This is a genomic window from Streptomyces sp. NPDC058525 (genome assembly GCF_042719495.1).
Lineage (GTDB): Bacteria > Actinomycetota > Actinomycetes > Streptomycetales > Streptomycetaceae > Streptomyces.
The window spans coordinates 1-15,425 of record NZ_JBHXNP010000156.1 but is presented as its reverse complement, the minus strand read 5'-3'; the positions used below and the strand labels follow the sequence as shown (position 1 = coordinate 15,425).

Sequence of the window (15,425 nt, the reverse complement as noted above, 5' to 3'; positions counted from 1 at the left end):
CGGTGGTGCTGGAGTGGGCCCGGTGGGCTGAAAGATCGGGGCTCCGCCCCGGACCCCGCGCCTCAAACGCCGGCGGGGCTGGATCCTGCCCGGCGGGGCTGGATTGTGCCCGGCGGGGCTGGAGGGCGGGGCCCGGGGTGGTGGGGCTACGGGTGTTCGGGTAGGGGGGTGGGGGACCAGGTTTTCAGGAAGGTGGGTTCGGACCAGGTGCCCGTGAGGGGTGGGGCCAGCCAGGTGGGTGACTGGGTGCGGAACTCGGTGGGGGGGAGGGCGCCCGCGCCGTGCGGGATCGCGCCCAGGAGGGGGGCGCCCGCGGACTTCGGGAGGTCGGCCAGGTTGCAGCGGGAGGCCAGGTCCGGGGACGAGGGCCAGCTGCCGACGACCACGCCCAGCGCCGTCAGGCCGCGCGCCCGCAGGGCCTCCGCCGTCAGGGCCGTGGAGTTGAGCGTGCCGAGGCCCGCCGCGGCCACCACCAGCACCGGGGCGCCCAGCAGGACGGCCGCGTCGGCCAGGGTGTGGCCCGCCTCGTCGAAGCGGACCAGCAGCCCGCCCGCGCCCTCCACCAGGACCAGGTCGTGGTCGAGGGACAGCCGGCGGGCCGCCTCCGCGATGTCCGACGGGGCGAGCGTCGGCAGCCCGGCCCGGCGGGCCGCCGTGTCCGGGGCCAACGGCTCCGGGTAGCGGGCCAGTTCAACCGCCGTGACGGCGGGTCCGGCCAGCCGGACCGCCTCCGCCGCGTCCCCCGGTTCGTCGGGGCCGACACCCGTCTGCGCGGGCTTGAGCACCGCCACCGAGCGTCCCGCGGCCACCGCCGCGGCCGCGACCGCCGAGGTGACCACGGTCTTGCCGATCTCCGTGCCCGTACCGGACACGACCAGAATGGACATCTCAGCCTTCCCGTGCCGCCGCGCACACCGCTCGGCAGATCCGGGCGACATCGGTGTCGCCCGTGACGAACGGCGGCATGGTGTAGATCAGGTCCCGGAACGGGCGCAGCCACACGCCTTCCCGGACGGCCGCCGCGGTGGCGGCCGCCATGTCGACCTCGTGGTCCAGCTGGACCACGCCGATCGCGCCCAGGACCCGTACGTCGCGTACGCCCGGCTGCCCGGCCGCGGCTGCCAAGCCCTCGCGCAGCCCCGCTTCGATCCGCTTGACCTCGGTCGCCCAGTCCTGGCCGAGCAGCAGCTCGATCGAGGCGAGCGCCACGGCCGTCGCCAGCGGGTTGCCCATGAAGGTCGGCCCGTGCGCGAGCACCGGCACCTCGCCCTGGGAGATCCCGTCGGCCACCCGCCCGGTGCACAGGGTCGCCGCCAGCGTGAGGTAGCCGCCCGTCAGCGATTTGCCCAGGCACATCACGTCCGGCGTGATCCCCGCGTGGTCCGCGGCGAACAGTGTGCCGGTGCGGCCGAAGCCGGTCGCGATCTCGTCCAGGATGAGCAGGACGCCGTACTCGTCGCACAACTCGCGCAGCACCCGCAGGTGGCCGGGGTGGTGGAAGCGCATGCCGCCCGCGCCCTGCACCACCGGCTCCACGATCACCGCCGCCAGCTCGTCCGCGTGGGCGGCGATCAGGGAGCGCAGGTGGTCCGTGTACGCGGGGTCCGGCGGGGTGTCGAAGCCGCCGGGCGGTGCGTCCGCGAACACCTGCCGCGGCAGGTGGCCCTGCCACAGCTCGTGCATGCCGCCCTCGGGGTCGCAGACGGCCATGGGCTGCCAGGTGTCCCCGTGGTAGCCGCCGCGCCAGGTCAGCAGCCGGGTCTTGCCCGTCCGGCCGAGCGAACGCCAGTACTGCAGGCACATCTTGACCGCGACCTCGACGGACACCGAGCCGGAGTCGGAGAGGAAGACGTGCTCCAGCCCCGGCGGGGTGATCTCGACGAGCTTCGCGGCGAGCCGGACGGCGGGCTCATGGGTGAGCCCGCCGAACATCACGTGCGACATACGGCCCAGCTGGGTGGTCGCGGCCTCGTTCAGCACCGGGTGGTTGTAGCCGTGGATCGCCGACCACCAGGAGGACATGCCGTCGACCAGCTCCTCGTGGCCCTGCCCCTGGGACGGGTCGGCGAGCCGCAGCCGCACCCCCGAGGCGGAGGCGATGACCAGCGGCTCCTGCCGCCCGGGCATCGGACCGTACGGGTGCCAGACGTGCTGCCGGTCCAGGGCGAGCAGTTCCGCACCGGACAACGGCGGATCGAGCTGGTCAGGCATTGGGTGCGAGGTCCGTTCCCGCGCCGCGGCGGCGGACGGCCACGAGGTCCGAGCGGACCCCGCCCGCTTCCGCCTGGGCGGGTACGGGCGCCGCTTCCGCCTGGGCCGGTACGGGCGCCGCTTCCGCGTGTCCGGAGCAGCCGCCGCAGGCCGAACCGCAGCCGCCGGCGGCCTGCGGGTCCGCGGTGGCGTCGCCGGAGCCCGCCGGGCCGCAGAGGGAGGCGCCGCCGCCGTGCGAGCCGCAGCCGCCGCCGGTGGCCGCCGCCGCCACGTCGGCGCGGTGGGCCGGCAGGGTGCTCGTACCGGCGCCCTCCACCTCGAATCCGGCGTCCGCGATCATGTCGAGGTCCGCCTGGCCGGCCTGGCCCTCGCTGGTCAGGTAGTCACCCAGGAAGATCGAGTTGACCAGGTGCAGGGCCAGCGGCTGCATGGACCGCAGGTGCACCTCGCGCCCGCCCGCGAGCCGGACCTCGACGTCGGGGCAGACGAAGCGCACCATCGCGAGGATCCGCAGGGCGCGCTGCGGGGTGAGGTTCCACTCCTTGGCGAGCGGGGTGCCCTCGAACGGGATCAGGAAGTTGACCGGGACCGAGTCCGGGTCCAGCTCGCGCAGCGAGTAGACGACGTCGACGAGGTCCTCGTCGCTCTCGCCCATGCCCGCGATCAGACCGGAGCAGGCGGACAGGCCGGCGGCGTGCGCCTTCTGCACCGTGTCGACCCGGTCCGCGTAGGTGTGGGTCTTGGTGATCTGACCGTACGTCGCCTCGGAGGTGTTGAGGTTGTGGTTGTACGCGTCCGCACCCGCGTCGCGCAGCCGCTCCGCCTGGCCGTCGGAGAGCAGGCCCAGACAGGCGCAGACCTCGACGCCCTCGTTCTGCTCCTTGATCGCGGCGATCGTCTTGCCGACGCGCTCCACGTCCCGGTCCGTCGGGCCGCGTCCGCTCGCGACCAGGCAGACGCGCTTGGCGCCGCCCGCGACACCGGCCGCCGCGGCCTGCGAGGCCTCTTCCGGCTTCAGCCAGGTGTACTTGAGGATCTCGGCCTTGGAGCCGAGGCGCTGCGAGCAGTAGGAGCAGTCCTCCGGGCACAGGCCCGACTTCAGGTTGACCAGGTAGTTGAGCTTGACCCGGCGGCCGAACCACTGGCGGCGCACCTTGCCGGCCGCGGCCACCACGTCGAGCAGTTCGTCGTCGGAAGTCGCCAGTACGGCGAGCGCCTCTTCGCGGGTCGGCAGCTCGCGCCGCAGCCCCTTGTCCACCAGGGTGTTCAGCAGGTCCATGAGGCCGATCCTGGACCACTCCACCGCTCCCGGCCAAGGAGAGATCGCACAACATGGCCGGATGGGAGTGTGTGTATCACCACACCTGACACTCAGGTCACGGCGGCTAGGGTCGGGCAGGTCTGTGGACTGCCGACAAAACACGAGGATCTGCCGATGCCCCAGCACACCCCCGGTCCGGTCGACGTCTTCGCCTGGATCGACGCCGCCGAACGCGCCCGGGAAGCGGCGGGGCTCGTCCGGACGCTGCGGCCGCGGCCGGCGGCCTCCCCGCTGCTGGACCTGGCGAGCAACGACTACCTCGGGCTGTCCCGGCATCCGGAGACCGTACGCGGTGCACGGGAGGCCGCCGAGCTGTGGGGCGGCGGAGCCACCGGATCCCGTCTCGTGACGGGCACGACCGAGCTTCACGCGGAGCTCGAGCGGGAGCTCGCCTCCTTCTGCGGGTTCGAGGCCGCGCTGGTGCTCTCGTCCGGGTACGCGGCCAACCTCGCCGCCGTCACCGCGCTCACCGACCGGGGCACGCTGGTCGTCTCCGACGCCGGCAACCACGCCTCGATCGTCGACGGCTGCCGCCTCTCGCGCGCCGAGACCGCCGTGATCCCGCACGCCGACCCGGACACCGCGCGCAAGACGCTCGCCGCGCACGAGGGCCGGGCGCTGCTGGTCACCGACTCGGTGTTCTCGGTGGACGGGGACGCCGCCCCGCTCGCCGGCTACGCGGCGGCCTGCCGTGACGGGGGCGCGGCCCTGCTGGTGGACGACGCGCACGGCCTGGGCGTGCTGGGGGAGGGCGGCCGCGGCGCCCTGCACGCCGCCGGACTCGCGGGCGCGCCGGGGGTGGTGGCCACGCTCACCCTGTCGAAGTCGCTGGGCAGCCAGGGCGGCGCCGTGCTGGGTCCGGCCAAGGTCATCCGGCACCTGGTCAACACCGCGCGCACCTTCATCTTCGACACCGGGCTGGCCCCGGCCGCCGCGGGCGCGGCGCTGGCGAGCCTGCGCCTGCTCCGGAGGGAACCGGAGCGCGCCGCCCGCGCCCGCGAGGTGGCCGACCGGCTGTACGGGCGGCTCACCGCGTCCGGCCTGACCGCGGCCCGGCCGGACGCGGCCGTGGTGTCGGTTCGGGCCCCGTCGGCTTCGGCGGCGCTGCGCTGGGCCGCCGACTGCCGGGAGGCAGGACTGTCCGTGGGGTGCTTCCGGCCGCCGTCGGTGCCGGACGGTATCTCCCGGCTGCGGCTGACCGCCAGGGCCGATCTCACGGGGGAGGAGATCGATCAGGCCGTCGGAACGATTCTGCTGACCGCGCCGGCCGGAGCCACGGACCGCTAGGACGTCAGACGGGCACGTCCGTTCGTACGCTCGCGAGGAAGCCGGCCCAGGCGGGCCCGGTGAAGAGCACGGCCGGGCCGTCCGTCCGCTTGGAGTCGCGGACGGCCAGCAGGCCGCCGCCGAGGACGGCCGCTTCCACGCAGTTGTTCATTCCGGTGCTGCGGCTGCTCCGCCGCCACCGCGCGCTGATCAGAAGTCCGCTGGTGGATAAGGGGGTTGCGGACACGGGGGGTGCCTCCTTACGCGTCGTCAGCGAGTGAGCTGATGAGATCCGACGAGTCCTGGGGCGGGAGGGCGTGCTCCTGAATGGTGCGGAACGCGGCGCTGTACGCCTCAAGGTCTTCCTTCCGCTCCAGATAGAGGCTACTCGTCAAATGGTCGAGTACCACCACATCCAGATCGGCGATGTTCGGAAATGAGAAAATCACGAACGGACCGGTGAGGCCGAGATGGCCTCCCACACTGAACGGCAATACCTGAAGTCGGACTTGGGGCAGCCGTCCCACCTCCACCAGGTGCCTCAACTGCCCCGCCATCACCCCCGGCCCCCCGATCTGCCGGCGCAGCACCGCCTCGTCCAGTACGGCGCTCAGCTCCAGCGGCGGATCGGCGCGCAGCACCTTCTGGCGCGCCAGCCGGACCTCGACCAGCGCGTCCACTTTCGGCTCCGGCAGCCCGCCCAGCGCGGCCCGGGTCACCGCCCGCGCGTACCCCGCCGTCTGCAGCAGGCCGGGAACCACGGACAGCTCCACCGTGCGCGCCGACCGGGCGCCGGCCTCCAGGCTGATGAAGTCCCGGTACTCCTGGGGCAGCAGCCCCCGGTAGTCGTGCCACCACTGCCGGCCGCGCCCGGTGTCGCCCCCCGGCCCCGGGCCGGCCGCGGAGGCCGACAGGGCTTCCAGCAGCGCCCGCTGTTCGGGGCTCACGATCTCCCCGTAGACGTCGAGGAGCAGCCGGATGTCCTCCGGTTTGACCCCGCTGCGGCCCGTCTCGATGCGGCTGATCTTCGACTGGTGCCATCCTGCGATCCGGGCCGCCTCACCGCTCGTGAGACCGGACCGGTCGCGCAGGGCACGCAGTTCCTCGCCGAGCTTGCGCCGACGCACCGCGGGACCGTGCTGCATACCCGCCTCCTTCCACCGGCACAGCTCGCACCAGTCTGCCGTCCAAATACGCTATTCCGTAGCAGAGTTCACCGCATTGAGCGACAGATATATGCATATCTTGGGGGAACGGGAGAAACGACGGGACGATGGGTGGCACTCTGGCGTCCAGCACAGATCCGGGGCGGCTTGGCCCCGGTGGGAAAGGGACCGTCGCCATGGCAGATCACCAGGAAGCATCCGTCACTCTGCCGAGCGATCCCGCTTCGGTCGCCACCGCCCGCCGCTACGTCGCCCAGGTGCTGGGCGAATGGGGACTGCCCGATGACGCCACCACGGCCGACAGCGTCCGGCTGATCGTCTCGGAGCTCGCCACCAACGCCGTGCAGCACACCTTCGGCCAGTCGCCCACCTTCACCGTCGACATCCGGCTGGAGCGCGAGGAGTGGCTGCGCATCGGAGTGACCGACAGCCACCCCCGCTGGCCCAAGCGGCTCCCGGCCGCCGTACAGCAGGACAACGGCCGGGGCATGGTCATCATCCGCTGGCTGACGGCGGAAGCGGGCGGCCGGCTGTCGGTCAGCCCCACCGAGGACGGCGGCAAGACGGTCTGGATCGCGCTGCCCTGGACCGTCGGCGCGCCCGCGCGGACCGCCACCGCCACCGGCTGCTGACTCCGGCCGCCGCCCGGCCCGGCTCGTGGCCGCTTCCGGGCCGGGTCCGGGCTGGGTTCGGGCCGGATACGGGCCATGCCACCGGCCGTATACGGAAACGGGGTTCAGGGGCCCGTGAGATGAACCGGGTGCCTTCCCGAAACGTGGGTTAACGCGGTGGAAAAGCATGGAGCCTAGCGTGGCTCCACGTTCCTCCGCCAAAGATCACCCATGATCCGGTAAAGCGGCGGTGGTCGGGACGGAATGTCTTCCTCTGCGTTGGGCAAGACTTGCCTGGCTCGGATATCCCCAGGTCAACGGCGTGTTGACGGCCGGTAGGGTCGCCCCGGCGCGATGTTGACCTTGTCCCGGAAACTTGGTGATAACCAGTGCAACTGACTCCGCACGAGCAGGAGAGACTGCTCATCCACGTGGCCGCCGACGTGGCCGCGAGGCGCCGGGCCCGCGGGGTGCTCCTCAATCATCCCGAGGCGATCGCGCTGATCACGTCGCACATCCTCGAAGGGGCCCGCGACGGGCGGACGGTGGCCGAGCTGATGGCCTCCGGCCGTACCGTGCTCGGCCGCGCGGAGGTCATGGAGGGGATCCCCGAGATGATCCACGACGTGCAGGTCGAGGCCACCTTCCCGGACGGAACGAAACTCGTCACCGTCCACGACCCGATCGTCTGAGGGGGAACCGTCATGATCCCCGGCGAAATCGCCTACGGGGACGGTCCGGTGCGCCTCAACGAGGGCCGCCCCGTCACCCGTCTCACCGTGCTCAACGCCGCCGACCGGCCCGTCCAGGTCGGCTCCCACTACCACTTCGCCGAGGCCAATCCCGGACTCGACTTCGACCGCTCCGCCGCCCGCGGGCTCCGCCTCAACGTCGCCGCAGGCACCGCCGTGCGCTTCGAACCGGGCATTCCGGTCGCGGTGGAGCTCGTACCGCTGGGCGGACTGCGCACCGTACCGGGACTGCGCGGGGAGACCGGAGGGCCGCTCGATGGCTGAGATCTCCCGCGAGCGGTACGCCGACCTTTTCGGGCCAACGGCCGGTGACCGGATCCGGCTGGCCGACACCGACCTGTTCGTCGAGATCGAGGAGGACCTCAGCGGCGGCCCCGGCCGGGCCGGCGACGAGGCCGTCTTCGGCGGCGGCAAGGTGATCCGCGAGTCCATGGGACAGGCCCGCACCACGCGGGCCGAGGGCGCGCCCGACACCGTGATCACCGGAGTGGTGATCCTCGACCACTGGGGCATCGTCAAGGCCGACCTCGGCATCCGCGACGGCCGCATCTGCGGCATCGGCAAGGCCGGCAACCCCGACACGATGGACGGGGTCGACCCCGCGCTCGTCATCGGGCCCGAGACCGAGATCGTCTCCGGCAACGGCAAGATCGTCACCGCCGGCGCCATCGACGCCCACGTGCACTTCATCTCCCCGACCGTGATCGAGACGGCCCTCGCCTCCGGCATCACCACCCTCGTCGGCGGCGGCACCGGCCCGGCCGAGGGCACCAAGGCCACCACCGTCACCCCCGGGCCCTGGCACCTGGCCCGGATGTTCGCGGCCCTGGAGGCCTACCCCGTCAACATCGGCCTGCTGGGCAAGGGCAACACCATGTCCACCGAGGCCATGCACTCCCAACTGCGCGGCGGGGCGCTCGGCTTCAAGATCCACGAGGACTGGGGGTCCACCCCCGCCGTGATCGACGCCTGCCTGAGCGTCTGCGAGGAGACCGGCGCCCAGGTCGCCATCCACACCGACACCCTCAACGAGGCCGGGTTCGTCGCCGACACCCTCGCGGCCATCGGCGGGCGGACCATCCACTCGTACCACACCGAAGGCGCGGGCGGCGGGCACGCCCCCGACATCATCACCGTGGTCTCCGAGCCCAACATCCTGCCCAGCTCCACCAATCCGACCCGGCCGCACACCCTCAACACCGTCGAGGAACACCTCGACATGCTGATGGTCTGCCACCACCTCAACCCGGCCGTCCCCGAGGACCTCGCCTTCGCCGAATCCCGGATCCGGCCCTCGACCATCGCCGCCGAGGACGTCCTGCACGACCTCGGGGCCATCTCCATCATCTCCTCCGACTCCCAGGCCATGGGCCGGGTCGGCGAGGTGGTCCTGCGCACCTGGCAGACCGCCCACGTGATGAAGAAGCGCCGCGGCTTCCTCCCCGGCGACGGACCCGCCGACAACCGGCGCGCCCGCCGCTACGTCGCCAAGTACACGATCAACCCCGCCGTCGCCCAGGGACTGGCCCGCGAGATCGGCTCGGTCGAGACCGGCAAACTCGCCGACCTCGTCCTGTGGCACCCCGCCTTCTTCGGGGTCAAGCCCGAACTGGTCATCAAGGGCGGCCAGATCGCCTACGCGCAGATGGGCGACGCCAACGCCTCCATCCCCACCCCGCAGCCCGTGCTGCCCCGGCCGATGTTCGGCAGCCACGGGCGGGCCCCCGGCCTGAACTCGCTCAACTTCACCGCCCAGGCCGCCCTCGACGACGGACTGCCCGACCGGCTCGGCCTCGGCAAGGCCTTCGTGGCCATCGAGAGCACCCGCAAGGTCGGCAAGGCGGACATGCGCAACAACGACGCCATGCCGAGGGTCGAGGTCGACGCCGACACCTTCACCGTCACCATCGACGGCGAGGCCGTGGAACCGGCGCCCGCCGCGGAGCTGCCCATGGCACAGAGATACTTCCTCTTCTGAATGGGCACAGCCTGATGAGCCTCGCCGCCCTGCTCGTCCTCGCCGACGGCCGCTTCCCCGCCGGGGGCCACGCCCACTCCGGCGGGGCCGAGGCCGCCTGCAAGGCCGGCCGGATCCACGACGCCGCCACCCTGGAGGACTTCTGCCGGGGCCGGCTGCACACCGCCGGGCTCACCGCCGCCGCCCTCGCGGCGGCGGCCGCGCTCGGCCTCGACCCGGCGGAGCTCGACGCCGCCGCCGACGCCCGCACCCCCTCGCCCGCCCTGCGCACCGCCGCGCGGCGCCTCGGCCGCCAGCTCCTGCGGGCGGCCCGGGCCACCTGGCCCGCCGCCGAACTGGACGCGCTGGCCGCCGCGTTCCCGCGCGGGGCCCACCAGCCCGTCGTGCTCGGCGTCACCGCCCGGGCGGCCGGCCTCGGGCCGCTCGACGCCGCGCACGTGGCGGCGTACGAGAGCATCGGCGGGCCCGCGACCGCGACCGTGCGGCTGCTGGGCCTGGACCCCTTCGAGGCGAGCGGGGTGCTGGCCCGGCTGGCCCCCGCGCTCGACGCCGTCGCGGCCCGGGCGGCCGAGGCCGCGCACCGGGCCCGCACGGAGGGCACGGGCGCGCTGCCCGCGGCCTCCTCGCCCCTGCTGGAGATCGCGGCGGAGGTCCATGCCGACTGGCCGGTCCGCCTCTTCGCTTCCTGACCACCCCTTCAAGGAGACCCACCATGCACCTCGACCACGCGGTGACCTACCCCCACCGCCACACGCAGAGCGCCGCGCCGCTGCGCGCCGACGGCACCCGGCGCGCCCTGCGCATCGGACTCGGCGGACCAGTCGGCTCCGGCAAGACCGCCACCGTCGCCGCGCTGTGCCGCGCCCTGCGCGCCGAACTGTCCATGGCCGTCGTCACCAACGACATCTACACGCGCGAGGACGCCGAGTTCCTGCTCCGCGAGGCCGTCCTGCCGCCCGAGCGGATCACCGCGGTGGAGACCGGCGCCTGCCCGCACACCGCCATCCGCGACGACATCTCCGCCAACCTGGAGGCCGTCGAGGAACTCGAAGAGGCCTTCCGGGAGACCGGCCCGCTCGACCTGATCCTCGTCGAGTCCGGCGGGGACAACCTCACCGCCACCTTCTCCAGGGGGCTGGTCGACGCGCAGATCTTCGTCATCGACGTGGCCGGCGGGGACGACATCCCGCGCAAGGGCGGCCCCGGCGTCACCACCGCCGACCTCCTCGTCGTCAACAAGACCGACCTCGCCCCGTACGTCGGCTCCGACCTCGGGCGGATGGCCGGCGACGCCGCCGAGCAGCGCGGTGAACTGCCCGTCGTCTTCCAGTCGCTGCGCGGCTCGGAAGGCGTGGGTCCGGTGGCCGCGTGGGTGCGCGAGCGGATGGCCGCCTGGGTCGTACGGTGACCAGCGCGGCCCCCGCCACCGCCGCGGTGCCCGTGACCCCGGCGGTCCCCCTCACCCCGGCGGCCCCCGTCACCCCCGCGGGCGTGCGCGCCACCGCCCGCGTCCACGCCGTCGCCGACGGCCGGGGCGGCACCGCCCTGCCGCTGCTCGCCGGGGAAGGACCGCTCGCGCTGCGCCGCACGCGGGGGACCGCCGCCGAGGCGGGGGTCATGCTGGTCGGCGCCATGAGCGCCCCGCTGGGCGGCGACCACCTCACCGTCGAGGCGACCGCCGGGCCCGGTGCGCGCCTCGCCCTCGGCTCGGCGGCGGCCACCCTGGCCCTGCCCGGCCGGGGCGGCGCGCCCGCGCGGTACGACGTACACCTGACCCTTGAGGACGGTGCGGCCGTGCGCTGGCTGCCCGAGCCGCTGGTGTCCGTGCGCGGCAGCGACCTGCGGGTGCACACGCGGGTCCGGCTGGCCCCCACCGCCCGGCTGCTGCTGCGCGAGGAACAGGTGCTGGGCCGCTGCGGGGAGGCCCCGGGCCTGCTGCGCAGCCGGCTCACCGCCACCCGCGGGGACCGGCCGCTGCTGGACCAGGAGTTGACCTGCGGACCCGGCGCGCCCGGCGGCTGGGACGGTCCCGCGGGTCTGGCGGGGCACCGGGCGCTCGGCCAACTCCTGGTCGTGGACCCGGTCTTCGCCCAGAGTCCGCCCGCGGCGGGGGTGCTGGGCGAGTTCGCCGCGGTCACTCCGCTGGCCGGCCCGGCCGTCCTCGTGACCGCCCTGGCCCCGGACGCGCTGCGGCTGCGGGAACTGCTCGACCGGGCCGCGCGGACCTACGGGCCGCCGTCCGGGGCGTAGTTCGGAGCGGCCCGGCACGCGGCCCGGCACCGCTCAGCGGTACTCGCTTGTCCGGTTATCGGGTTGGCAAAGAACTCGGCCGCGCTCTGTCGCCGGGTCGTGGTGAGGCGCAAGGATCCCCTTGCACGTCGGCCTGCACGTCGACGACCGAACTCATGCAGGGGGAACGACCACGTGATACGCAACGCGGCGCTGGGGAGCGCCGCCACTCTGATCACCGGCACGCTGGCGGCGAGCCTGATGCTCGCCCCGTCGGCCACGGCGGCCTCGGCCGGCCGCGACAACGGGGCCGCGGAGGCGGTGGGCGTCCAGATCGCCGCCGCCCGCGCCGCCCGCACCGGGATCGACTGGAAGGACTGTCCGGCCGACTGGGGCTTCGAGAAGCCCATCCAGTGCGGCTGGGTGAAGGTCCCGCTCGACTACACCAAGCCGTTCGGCAAGACCATCGACATCGCCGTCGACCGCATCGGCAACACGGGCACCAAGGAGGAGCGCCAGGGCGCCCTCATCTACAACCCCGGCGGCCCCGGCGGTTCCGGCATGCGCTTCCCGCGCCGGGTCACCACCAAGAGCCCGCTGTGGGTCAACGCCTCCAAGGCGTACGACTTCGTGGGCTTCGACCCGCGCGGCGTCGGCCACTCCGCGCCGATCTCCTGCATCGACCCGCAGGAGTTCGTCAAGGCCCCCAAGGCCGACCCGGTCCCGTCCAACGAGGCCGACAAGCGCGCCCAGCGCAAGCTCGCCGCCGCGTACGCGGACGGCTGCAAGGAGCGCAGCGGCGAGATGCTGCCGCACATGACCACGCCGAACACCGCGCGCGACCTCGACGTGATCCGCGCCGCCCTCGGCGAGCAGAAGCTGAACTTCCTCGGCGTCTCGTACGGCACCTACATCGGCGGGGTCTACGCGACCCTCTTCCCGACCCACGTGCGCCGCATGATCGTCGACAGCGTGGTCAACCCGGACACGGACAACATCTGGTACGAGGCCAACCTCGGCCAGGACGTGGCCTTCCAGACGCGCTGGAACGACTGGCAGGACTGGGTCGCCAAGAACGACGCGGTCTTCCACCTCGGCGACACCCGCGCCAAGGTCGAGGCCACGTTCCAGGTGCTGCGCGCCAAGGCCAAGGCCAACCCGGTCGGCGGGGTCGTCGGCCCGGCCGAGCTCACCGGCTTCTTCCAGGGCGCCCCGTACTACGACTCCTCCTGGGTGCCCGTCGCCCAGACCTGGGCCGCGTACGAGGCGGGTGACGAGCAGGCGCTCGTCGACGCCATCGCCCCGGACATGTCGGACACCAAGGGCAACGCGGCGTCCGAGAACGGCAACGCCGTCTACACCGCGGTCGAGTGCGCCGACGCCAAGTGGCCCACCAGCTGGGCCAAGTGGGACCGGGACAACACCCGGCTGCACGCCAAGTACCCGTTCCTGACCTGGTCGAACGCCTGGATGAACCTGCCCTGCGCGACCTGGAAGTCCAAGCAGAGCACCCCGATCGAGGTCGGTGCCAAACGCGGTCTGGCGCCGGTGCTGATCGTCCAGTCCGAGCGGGATGCGGCCACCCCGTACGAGGGCGCGGTCGAGCTGCACCGCCGCCTCGCCGGCTCCCGCCTGATCACCGAGCAGAACGCCGGCTCGCACGGCGTCACCAGCCTGGTGAACCCCTGCATCAACACGCGGGTCGACACGTACCTGCTGACCGGCAAGGTCGACGCCAGGGACGTGAAGTGCGCACCGCACGCCGCTCCGGTCGCCCCGGCCCCGGTCGCCGCGCTGTCGCTCGACCACGGTGCGGGCGCCGCCTGGCCGGCGCGCGAGGAACTCCCGGCCGTCCGCTAGGCCCGGTCGTACGTGAACGGGAGGAGGCTCAGCGCGATCGGCGCCGGGCCTTCTTCCGTTCCTCCTCTTCCTCGGCCTTGACCTCCGCCGCGTAGCGGTCGACGTACTCCTGGCCGGACAGTTCGAGGATGGCGTACATGATCTCGTCGGTCACGGCCCGCAGGACGGCCCGCTCGCCCTCCAGGCCGGCGTACCGGGAGAAGTCCATCGGCTCGCCGAAGCGGATCGTCACCCGGCGGATCTTCGGGATCTTCTGCCCGGGCGGCTGGATCTCGAAGGTGCCGACCATCGCGCACGGCACGACGGGCACCCCGGCCCCCAGGGCCATCGCGGCCACGCCCACCTTGCCCTTGTACAGCCGCCCGTCGTGCGAGCGGGTGCCCTCCGGGTAGATGCCCAGCAGCTCGTCCTTGGCCAGCACGCCCAGCCCCTCGCGCAGCGCGGCCTGCCCGGCGTCCTTGCCGGAGCGGTCCACGGGGATCTGCCCGGCGCTGCGGAAGAAGGCGGCCGTCAGGCGCCCCTTGACCCCGGGACCGGTGAAGTACTCGGCCTTCGCGAGGAAGGTGATGCGCCGCTTGAGGATCGCCGGCATCAGGAAGTGGTCGGAGAACGACAGGTGGTTGCCCGCGATGATCGCGGCCCCCTCCGCCGGGATGTTCTCCGAGCCCTCGATCCGCGGCCTGAACAGCAGCCGCAGCAGCGGACCGAGCAACACGTGCTTGAGCAAGTGGTAGAACACCAGGCCGCTCCCGTTTCGCCCGGCCGCCGCCGGACATGGCGAAAAGAACCAGTCTAGGTGCGCTCGCACGCACCGTCACGACCTGGCACGCACAGTCGGGCCCCGACGGTTCAGCGGCGGGGGCCGCAGGGGCTCACGCGCCGCGTGAGGCGGCCATTCCCGCGGTCAGGAGTCCCAGCACCACCCAGCCGAACCACAGCCAGCCGTTGCTGCCGAGGGCCACGGAGTACATGGCGACGGCCACCAGGGCGGCGAAGGTCATGACGGCCATCGCCTTAACGGATCCGGTCATGCTCCATGGTGGCCCGCGAAGGCCGTACTCCGCTACTGGCCACGCGCCTGGAGCGAGGCCAGATACGCGTTGTACGCCTCCAGCTCCTGGTCGCCGTTGCGGTCCGCGGCCCGGTCGGAGCGCTTCGCCGCCCGCTGCTCGGAGTGGTACCACTGGTAGACCAGCGCGATCAGCACCAGCACCGAGGGGATCTCGCTGAAGGCCCAGGCGATGCCGCCGCCCCACTGCTGGTCGAGCAGCGGGTCGATGCCGAGGGAGGCCGGCGGGTTCGCGTACGTCTTGATCATCGGCTCGCTGGCCATCATCAGGGCGATGCCGAAGAAGGCGTGGAAGGGCATGCCGGCGAAGAGCTCCAGCATCCGCATCACGTATCCGGGGCGGTGCGGGCCGGGGTCGATGCCCATGATCGGCCAGAAGAAGATCAGGCCGACCGCGAGGAAGTGCACCATCATCGCGATGTGCCCGGTCCTGGACTCCATCAGGAAGTCGAAGAGCGGGGTGAAGTAGAGGCCGTAGAGGCTGGCGATGAACATGGGGATCGTGAAGGCCGGGTGGGTGATGATCCGCATGTAGCGGCTGTGCAGCAGCATCAGCAGCAGCTCGCGCGGGCCCTTGCGGCCGCGCGCGGCGGGCGGCAGCGCACGCAGCATCAGCGTGACCGGAGCGCCCAGCAGCAGCAGGATCGGGGTGATCATGCTGATCACCATGTGCTGGACCATGTGCACGCTGAACATGACCATGCCGTAGTCGTTCAGCTTGGTGCACATCACCAGCACCACGGTCAGCACGCCCAGGGTGAAGGCGATGGTCCGGCCCAGCGGCCAGGAGTCCCCGCGCCGGCGCAGCCGCAGCACGCCCCAGCCGTACAGCGCGAGCCCCAGCAGGGACCCGAAGAGGAAGAAGGCGTCGAAGGAGAACTCCAGCCCGCGTCCGAGAGTGAAGGGCGGCAGGTCCATGTTCATGCCCATGCCGTGCCCGCTGTGGTCCATCTCTTCACTCC

17 protein-coding genes are annotated in these 15,425 nt (G+C 72.7%); 9 read left to right on the top strand and 8 right to left on the bottom strand.

The genetic code is table 11. The annotated features are described in order from the left end of the window. Window positions 1–146: 146 nt before the first annotated feature. The 3 genes from bioD to bioB are packed head-to-tail and all read right to left on the bottom strand — an operon-like array spanning window position 147 to window position 3,490. On the bottom strand, window positions 147–887 hold the full coding sequence (gene bioD / locus ACFWP3_RS39735; protein ID WP_384231375.1) for a dethiobiotin synthase: 741 nt from the start codon (window positions 885–887) through the stop codon (window positions 147–149). 1 nt (window position 888) lies between these two features. Further along, complete coding sequence (locus ACFWP3_RS39730) at window positions 889–2,211, bottom strand: adenosylmethionine--8-amino-7-oxononanoate transaminase (protein ID WP_384231372.1); 1,323 nt, start codon at window positions 2,209–2,211, stop codon at window positions 889–891. Next, entirely contained in the window at window positions 2,204–3,490 is a 1,287-nt protein-coding gene (gene bioB / locus ACFWP3_RS39725) for a biotin synthase BioB (protein WP_384231371.1), read from the bottom strand. The genes ACFWP3_RS39730 and bioB overlap by 8 nt, the downstream gene beginning before the upstream one ends. A gap of 156 nt (window positions 3,491–3,646) precedes the next feature. On the opposite strand from bioB, the gene ACFWP3_RS39720 reads away from it, so the two are divergent. Further along, window positions 3,647–4,819, top strand: coding sequence for an 8-amino-7-oxononanoate synthase (locus ACFWP3_RS39720; protein WP_384231369.1), 1,173 nt, complete (start codon window positions 3,647–3,649; stop codon window positions 4,817–4,819). Between the two features lie 4 nt (window positions 4,820–4,823). On the opposite strand, the gene ACFWP3_RS39715 is transcribed toward ACFWP3_RS39720, so the two are convergent. Both ACFWP3_RS39715 and ACFWP3_RS39710 read right to left on the bottom strand, forming a co-directional pair. After that, complete coding sequence (locus ACFWP3_RS39715) at window positions 4,824–5,045, bottom strand: DUF397 domain-containing protein (protein ID WP_384231366.1); 222 nt, start codon at window positions 5,043–5,045, stop codon at window positions 4,824–4,826. 13 nt (window positions 5,046–5,058) lie between these two features. After that, entirely contained in the window at window positions 5,059–5,943 is an 885-nt protein-coding gene (locus ACFWP3_RS39710) for a helix-turn-helix domain-containing protein (protein ID WP_384231364.1), read from the bottom strand. Window positions 5,944–6,140: 197 nt separating this feature from the next. Here ACFWP3_RS39710 and ACFWP3_RS39705 point away from each other — a divergent pair, with 197 nt between their 5' ends. The 8 genes from ACFWP3_RS39705 (at window position 6,141) to ACFWP3_RS39670 (ending at window position 13,394) form a co-directional block, all read left to right on the top strand. Further along, window positions 6,141–6,596 (top strand): ATP-binding protein, encoded by a 456-nt coding sequence (locus tag ACFWP3_RS39705; RefSeq protein ID WP_384231362.1) that lies wholly within the window; start codon window positions 6,141–6,143, stop codon window positions 6,594–6,596. A 368-nt stretch (window positions 6,597–6,964) separates the two neighbouring features. Continuing rightward, on the top strand, window positions 6,965–7,267 hold the full coding sequence (locus ACFWP3_RS39700) for an urease subunit gamma (protein WP_384231359.1): 303 nt from the start codon (window positions 6,965–6,967) through the stop codon (window positions 7,265–7,267). A 12-nt stretch (window positions 7,268–7,279) separates the two neighbouring features. Continuing rightward, window positions 7,280–7,591, top strand: a complete 312-nt coding sequence (locus tag ACFWP3_RS39695) for an urease subunit beta (protein WP_384231357.1) — start codon at window positions 7,280–7,282, stop codon at window positions 7,589–7,591. Continuing rightward, window positions 7,584–9,305: an urease subunit alpha gene (locus ACFWP3_RS39690; protein WP_384231355.1), complete on the top strand. Its 1,722-nt coding sequence runs from the start codon at window positions 7,584–7,586 to the stop codon at window positions 9,303–9,305. The genes ACFWP3_RS39695 and ACFWP3_RS39690 overlap by 8 nt, the downstream gene beginning before the upstream one ends. 14 nt (window positions 9,306–9,319) lie before the next feature. After that, the gene (locus ACFWP3_RS39685; RefSeq protein ID WP_384231352.1) at window positions 9,320–9,994 is read left to right on the top strand and encodes an urease accessory protein UreF; all 675 of its coding nucleotides are present in this window, start codon (window positions 9,320–9,322) and stop codon (window positions 9,992–9,994) included. A gap of 23 nt (window positions 9,995–10,017) precedes the next feature. Continuing rightward, window positions 10,018–10,713 (top strand): urease accessory protein UreG, encoded by a 696-nt coding sequence (gene ureG, locus ACFWP3_RS39680; RefSeq protein WP_384231350.1) that lies wholly within the window; start codon window positions 10,018–10,020, stop codon window positions 10,711–10,713. 32 nt (window positions 10,714–10,745) lie between these two features. Beyond that, window positions 10,746–11,555, top strand: a complete 810-nt coding sequence (locus tag ACFWP3_RS39675) for an urease accessory protein UreD (protein WP_384231381.1) — start codon at window positions 10,746–10,748, stop codon at window positions 11,553–11,555. A 240-nt stretch (window positions 11,556–11,795) separates the two neighbouring features. Beyond that, entirely contained in the window at window positions 11,796–13,394 is a 1,599-nt protein-coding gene (locus ACFWP3_RS39670; protein WP_384231378.1) for an alpha/beta hydrolase, read from the top strand. A gap of 28 nt (window positions 13,395–13,422) precedes the next feature. On the opposite strand, the gene ACFWP3_RS39665 is transcribed toward ACFWP3_RS39670, so the two are convergent. From ACFWP3_RS39665 to ACFWP3_RS39655, 3 genes are all read right to left on the bottom strand, one after another. After that, window positions 13,423–14,133, bottom strand: coding sequence for a lysophospholipid acyltransferase family protein (locus ACFWP3_RS39665; protein ID WP_384231348.1), 711 nt, complete (start codon window positions 14,131–14,133; stop codon window positions 13,423–13,425). Window positions 14,134–14,266: 133 nt separating this feature from the next. Beyond that, the gene (locus ACFWP3_RS39660; protein ID WP_384231345.1) at window positions 14,267–14,425 is read right to left on the bottom strand and encodes a hypothetical protein; all 159 of its coding nucleotides are present in this window, start codon (window positions 14,423–14,425) and stop codon (window positions 14,267–14,269) included. Between the two features lie 32 nt (window positions 14,426–14,457). Further along, on the bottom strand, window positions 14,458–15,414 hold the full coding sequence (locus tag ACFWP3_RS39655) for a cytochrome c oxidase assembly protein (RefSeq protein ID WP_384231377.1): 957 nt from the start codon (window positions 15,412–15,414) through the stop codon (window positions 14,458–14,460). Window positions 15,415–15,425: the final 11 nt, after the last annotated feature.

Coding starts and splice junctions, on each gene's coding strand:
- ureG (WP_384231350.1), top strand. CDS start 10,018: ATGCACCTCGACCACGCGGTGACCTACCCCCACCGCCACACGCAGAGC.
- bioB (WP_384231371.1), bottom strand. CDS start 3,490: ATGGACCTGCTGAACACCCTGGTGGACAAGGGGCTGCGGCGCGAGCTG.
- ACFWP3_RS39730 (WP_384231372.1), bottom strand. CDS start 2,211: ATGCCTGACCAGCTCGATCCGCCGTTGTCCGGTGCGGAACTGCTCGCC.
- ACFWP3_RS39705 (WP_384231362.1), top strand. CDS start 6,141: ATGGCAGATCACCAGGAAGCATCCGTCACTCTGCCGAGCGATCCCGCT.
- ACFWP3_RS39720 (WP_384231369.1), top strand. CDS start 3,647: ATGCCCCAGCACACCCCCGGTCCGGTCGACGTCTTCGCCTGGATCGAC.
- ACFWP3_RS39685 (WP_384231352.1), top strand. CDS start 9,320: ATGAGCCTCGCCGCCCTGCTCGTCCTCGCCGACGGCCGCTTCCCCGCC.
- bioD (WP_384231375.1), bottom strand. CDS start 887: ATGTCCATTCTGGTCGTGTCCGGTACGGGCACGGAGATCGGCAAGACC.
- ACFWP3_RS39660 (WP_384231345.1), bottom strand. CDS start 14,425: ATGACCGGATCCGTTAAGGCGATGGCCGTCATGACCTTCGCCGCCCTG.
- ACFWP3_RS39710 (WP_384231364.1), bottom strand. CDS start 5,943: ATGCAGCACGGTCCCGCGGTGCGTCGGCGCAAGCTCGGCGAGGAACTG.
- ACFWP3_RS39695 (WP_384231357.1), top strand. CDS start 7,280: ATGATCCCCGGCGAAATCGCCTACGGGGACGGTCCGGTGCGCCTCAAC.
- ACFWP3_RS39690 (WP_384231355.1), top strand. CDS start 7,584: ATGGCTGAGATCTCCCGCGAGCGGTACGCCGACCTTTTCGGGCCAACG.
- ACFWP3_RS39655 (WP_384231377.1), bottom strand. CDS start 15,414: ATGGACCACAGCGGGCACGGCATGGGCATGAACATGGACCTGCCGCCC.
- ACFWP3_RS39670 (WP_384231378.1), top strand. CDS start 11,796: ATGCTCGCCCCGTCGGCCACGGCGGCCTCGGCCGGCCGCGACAACGGG.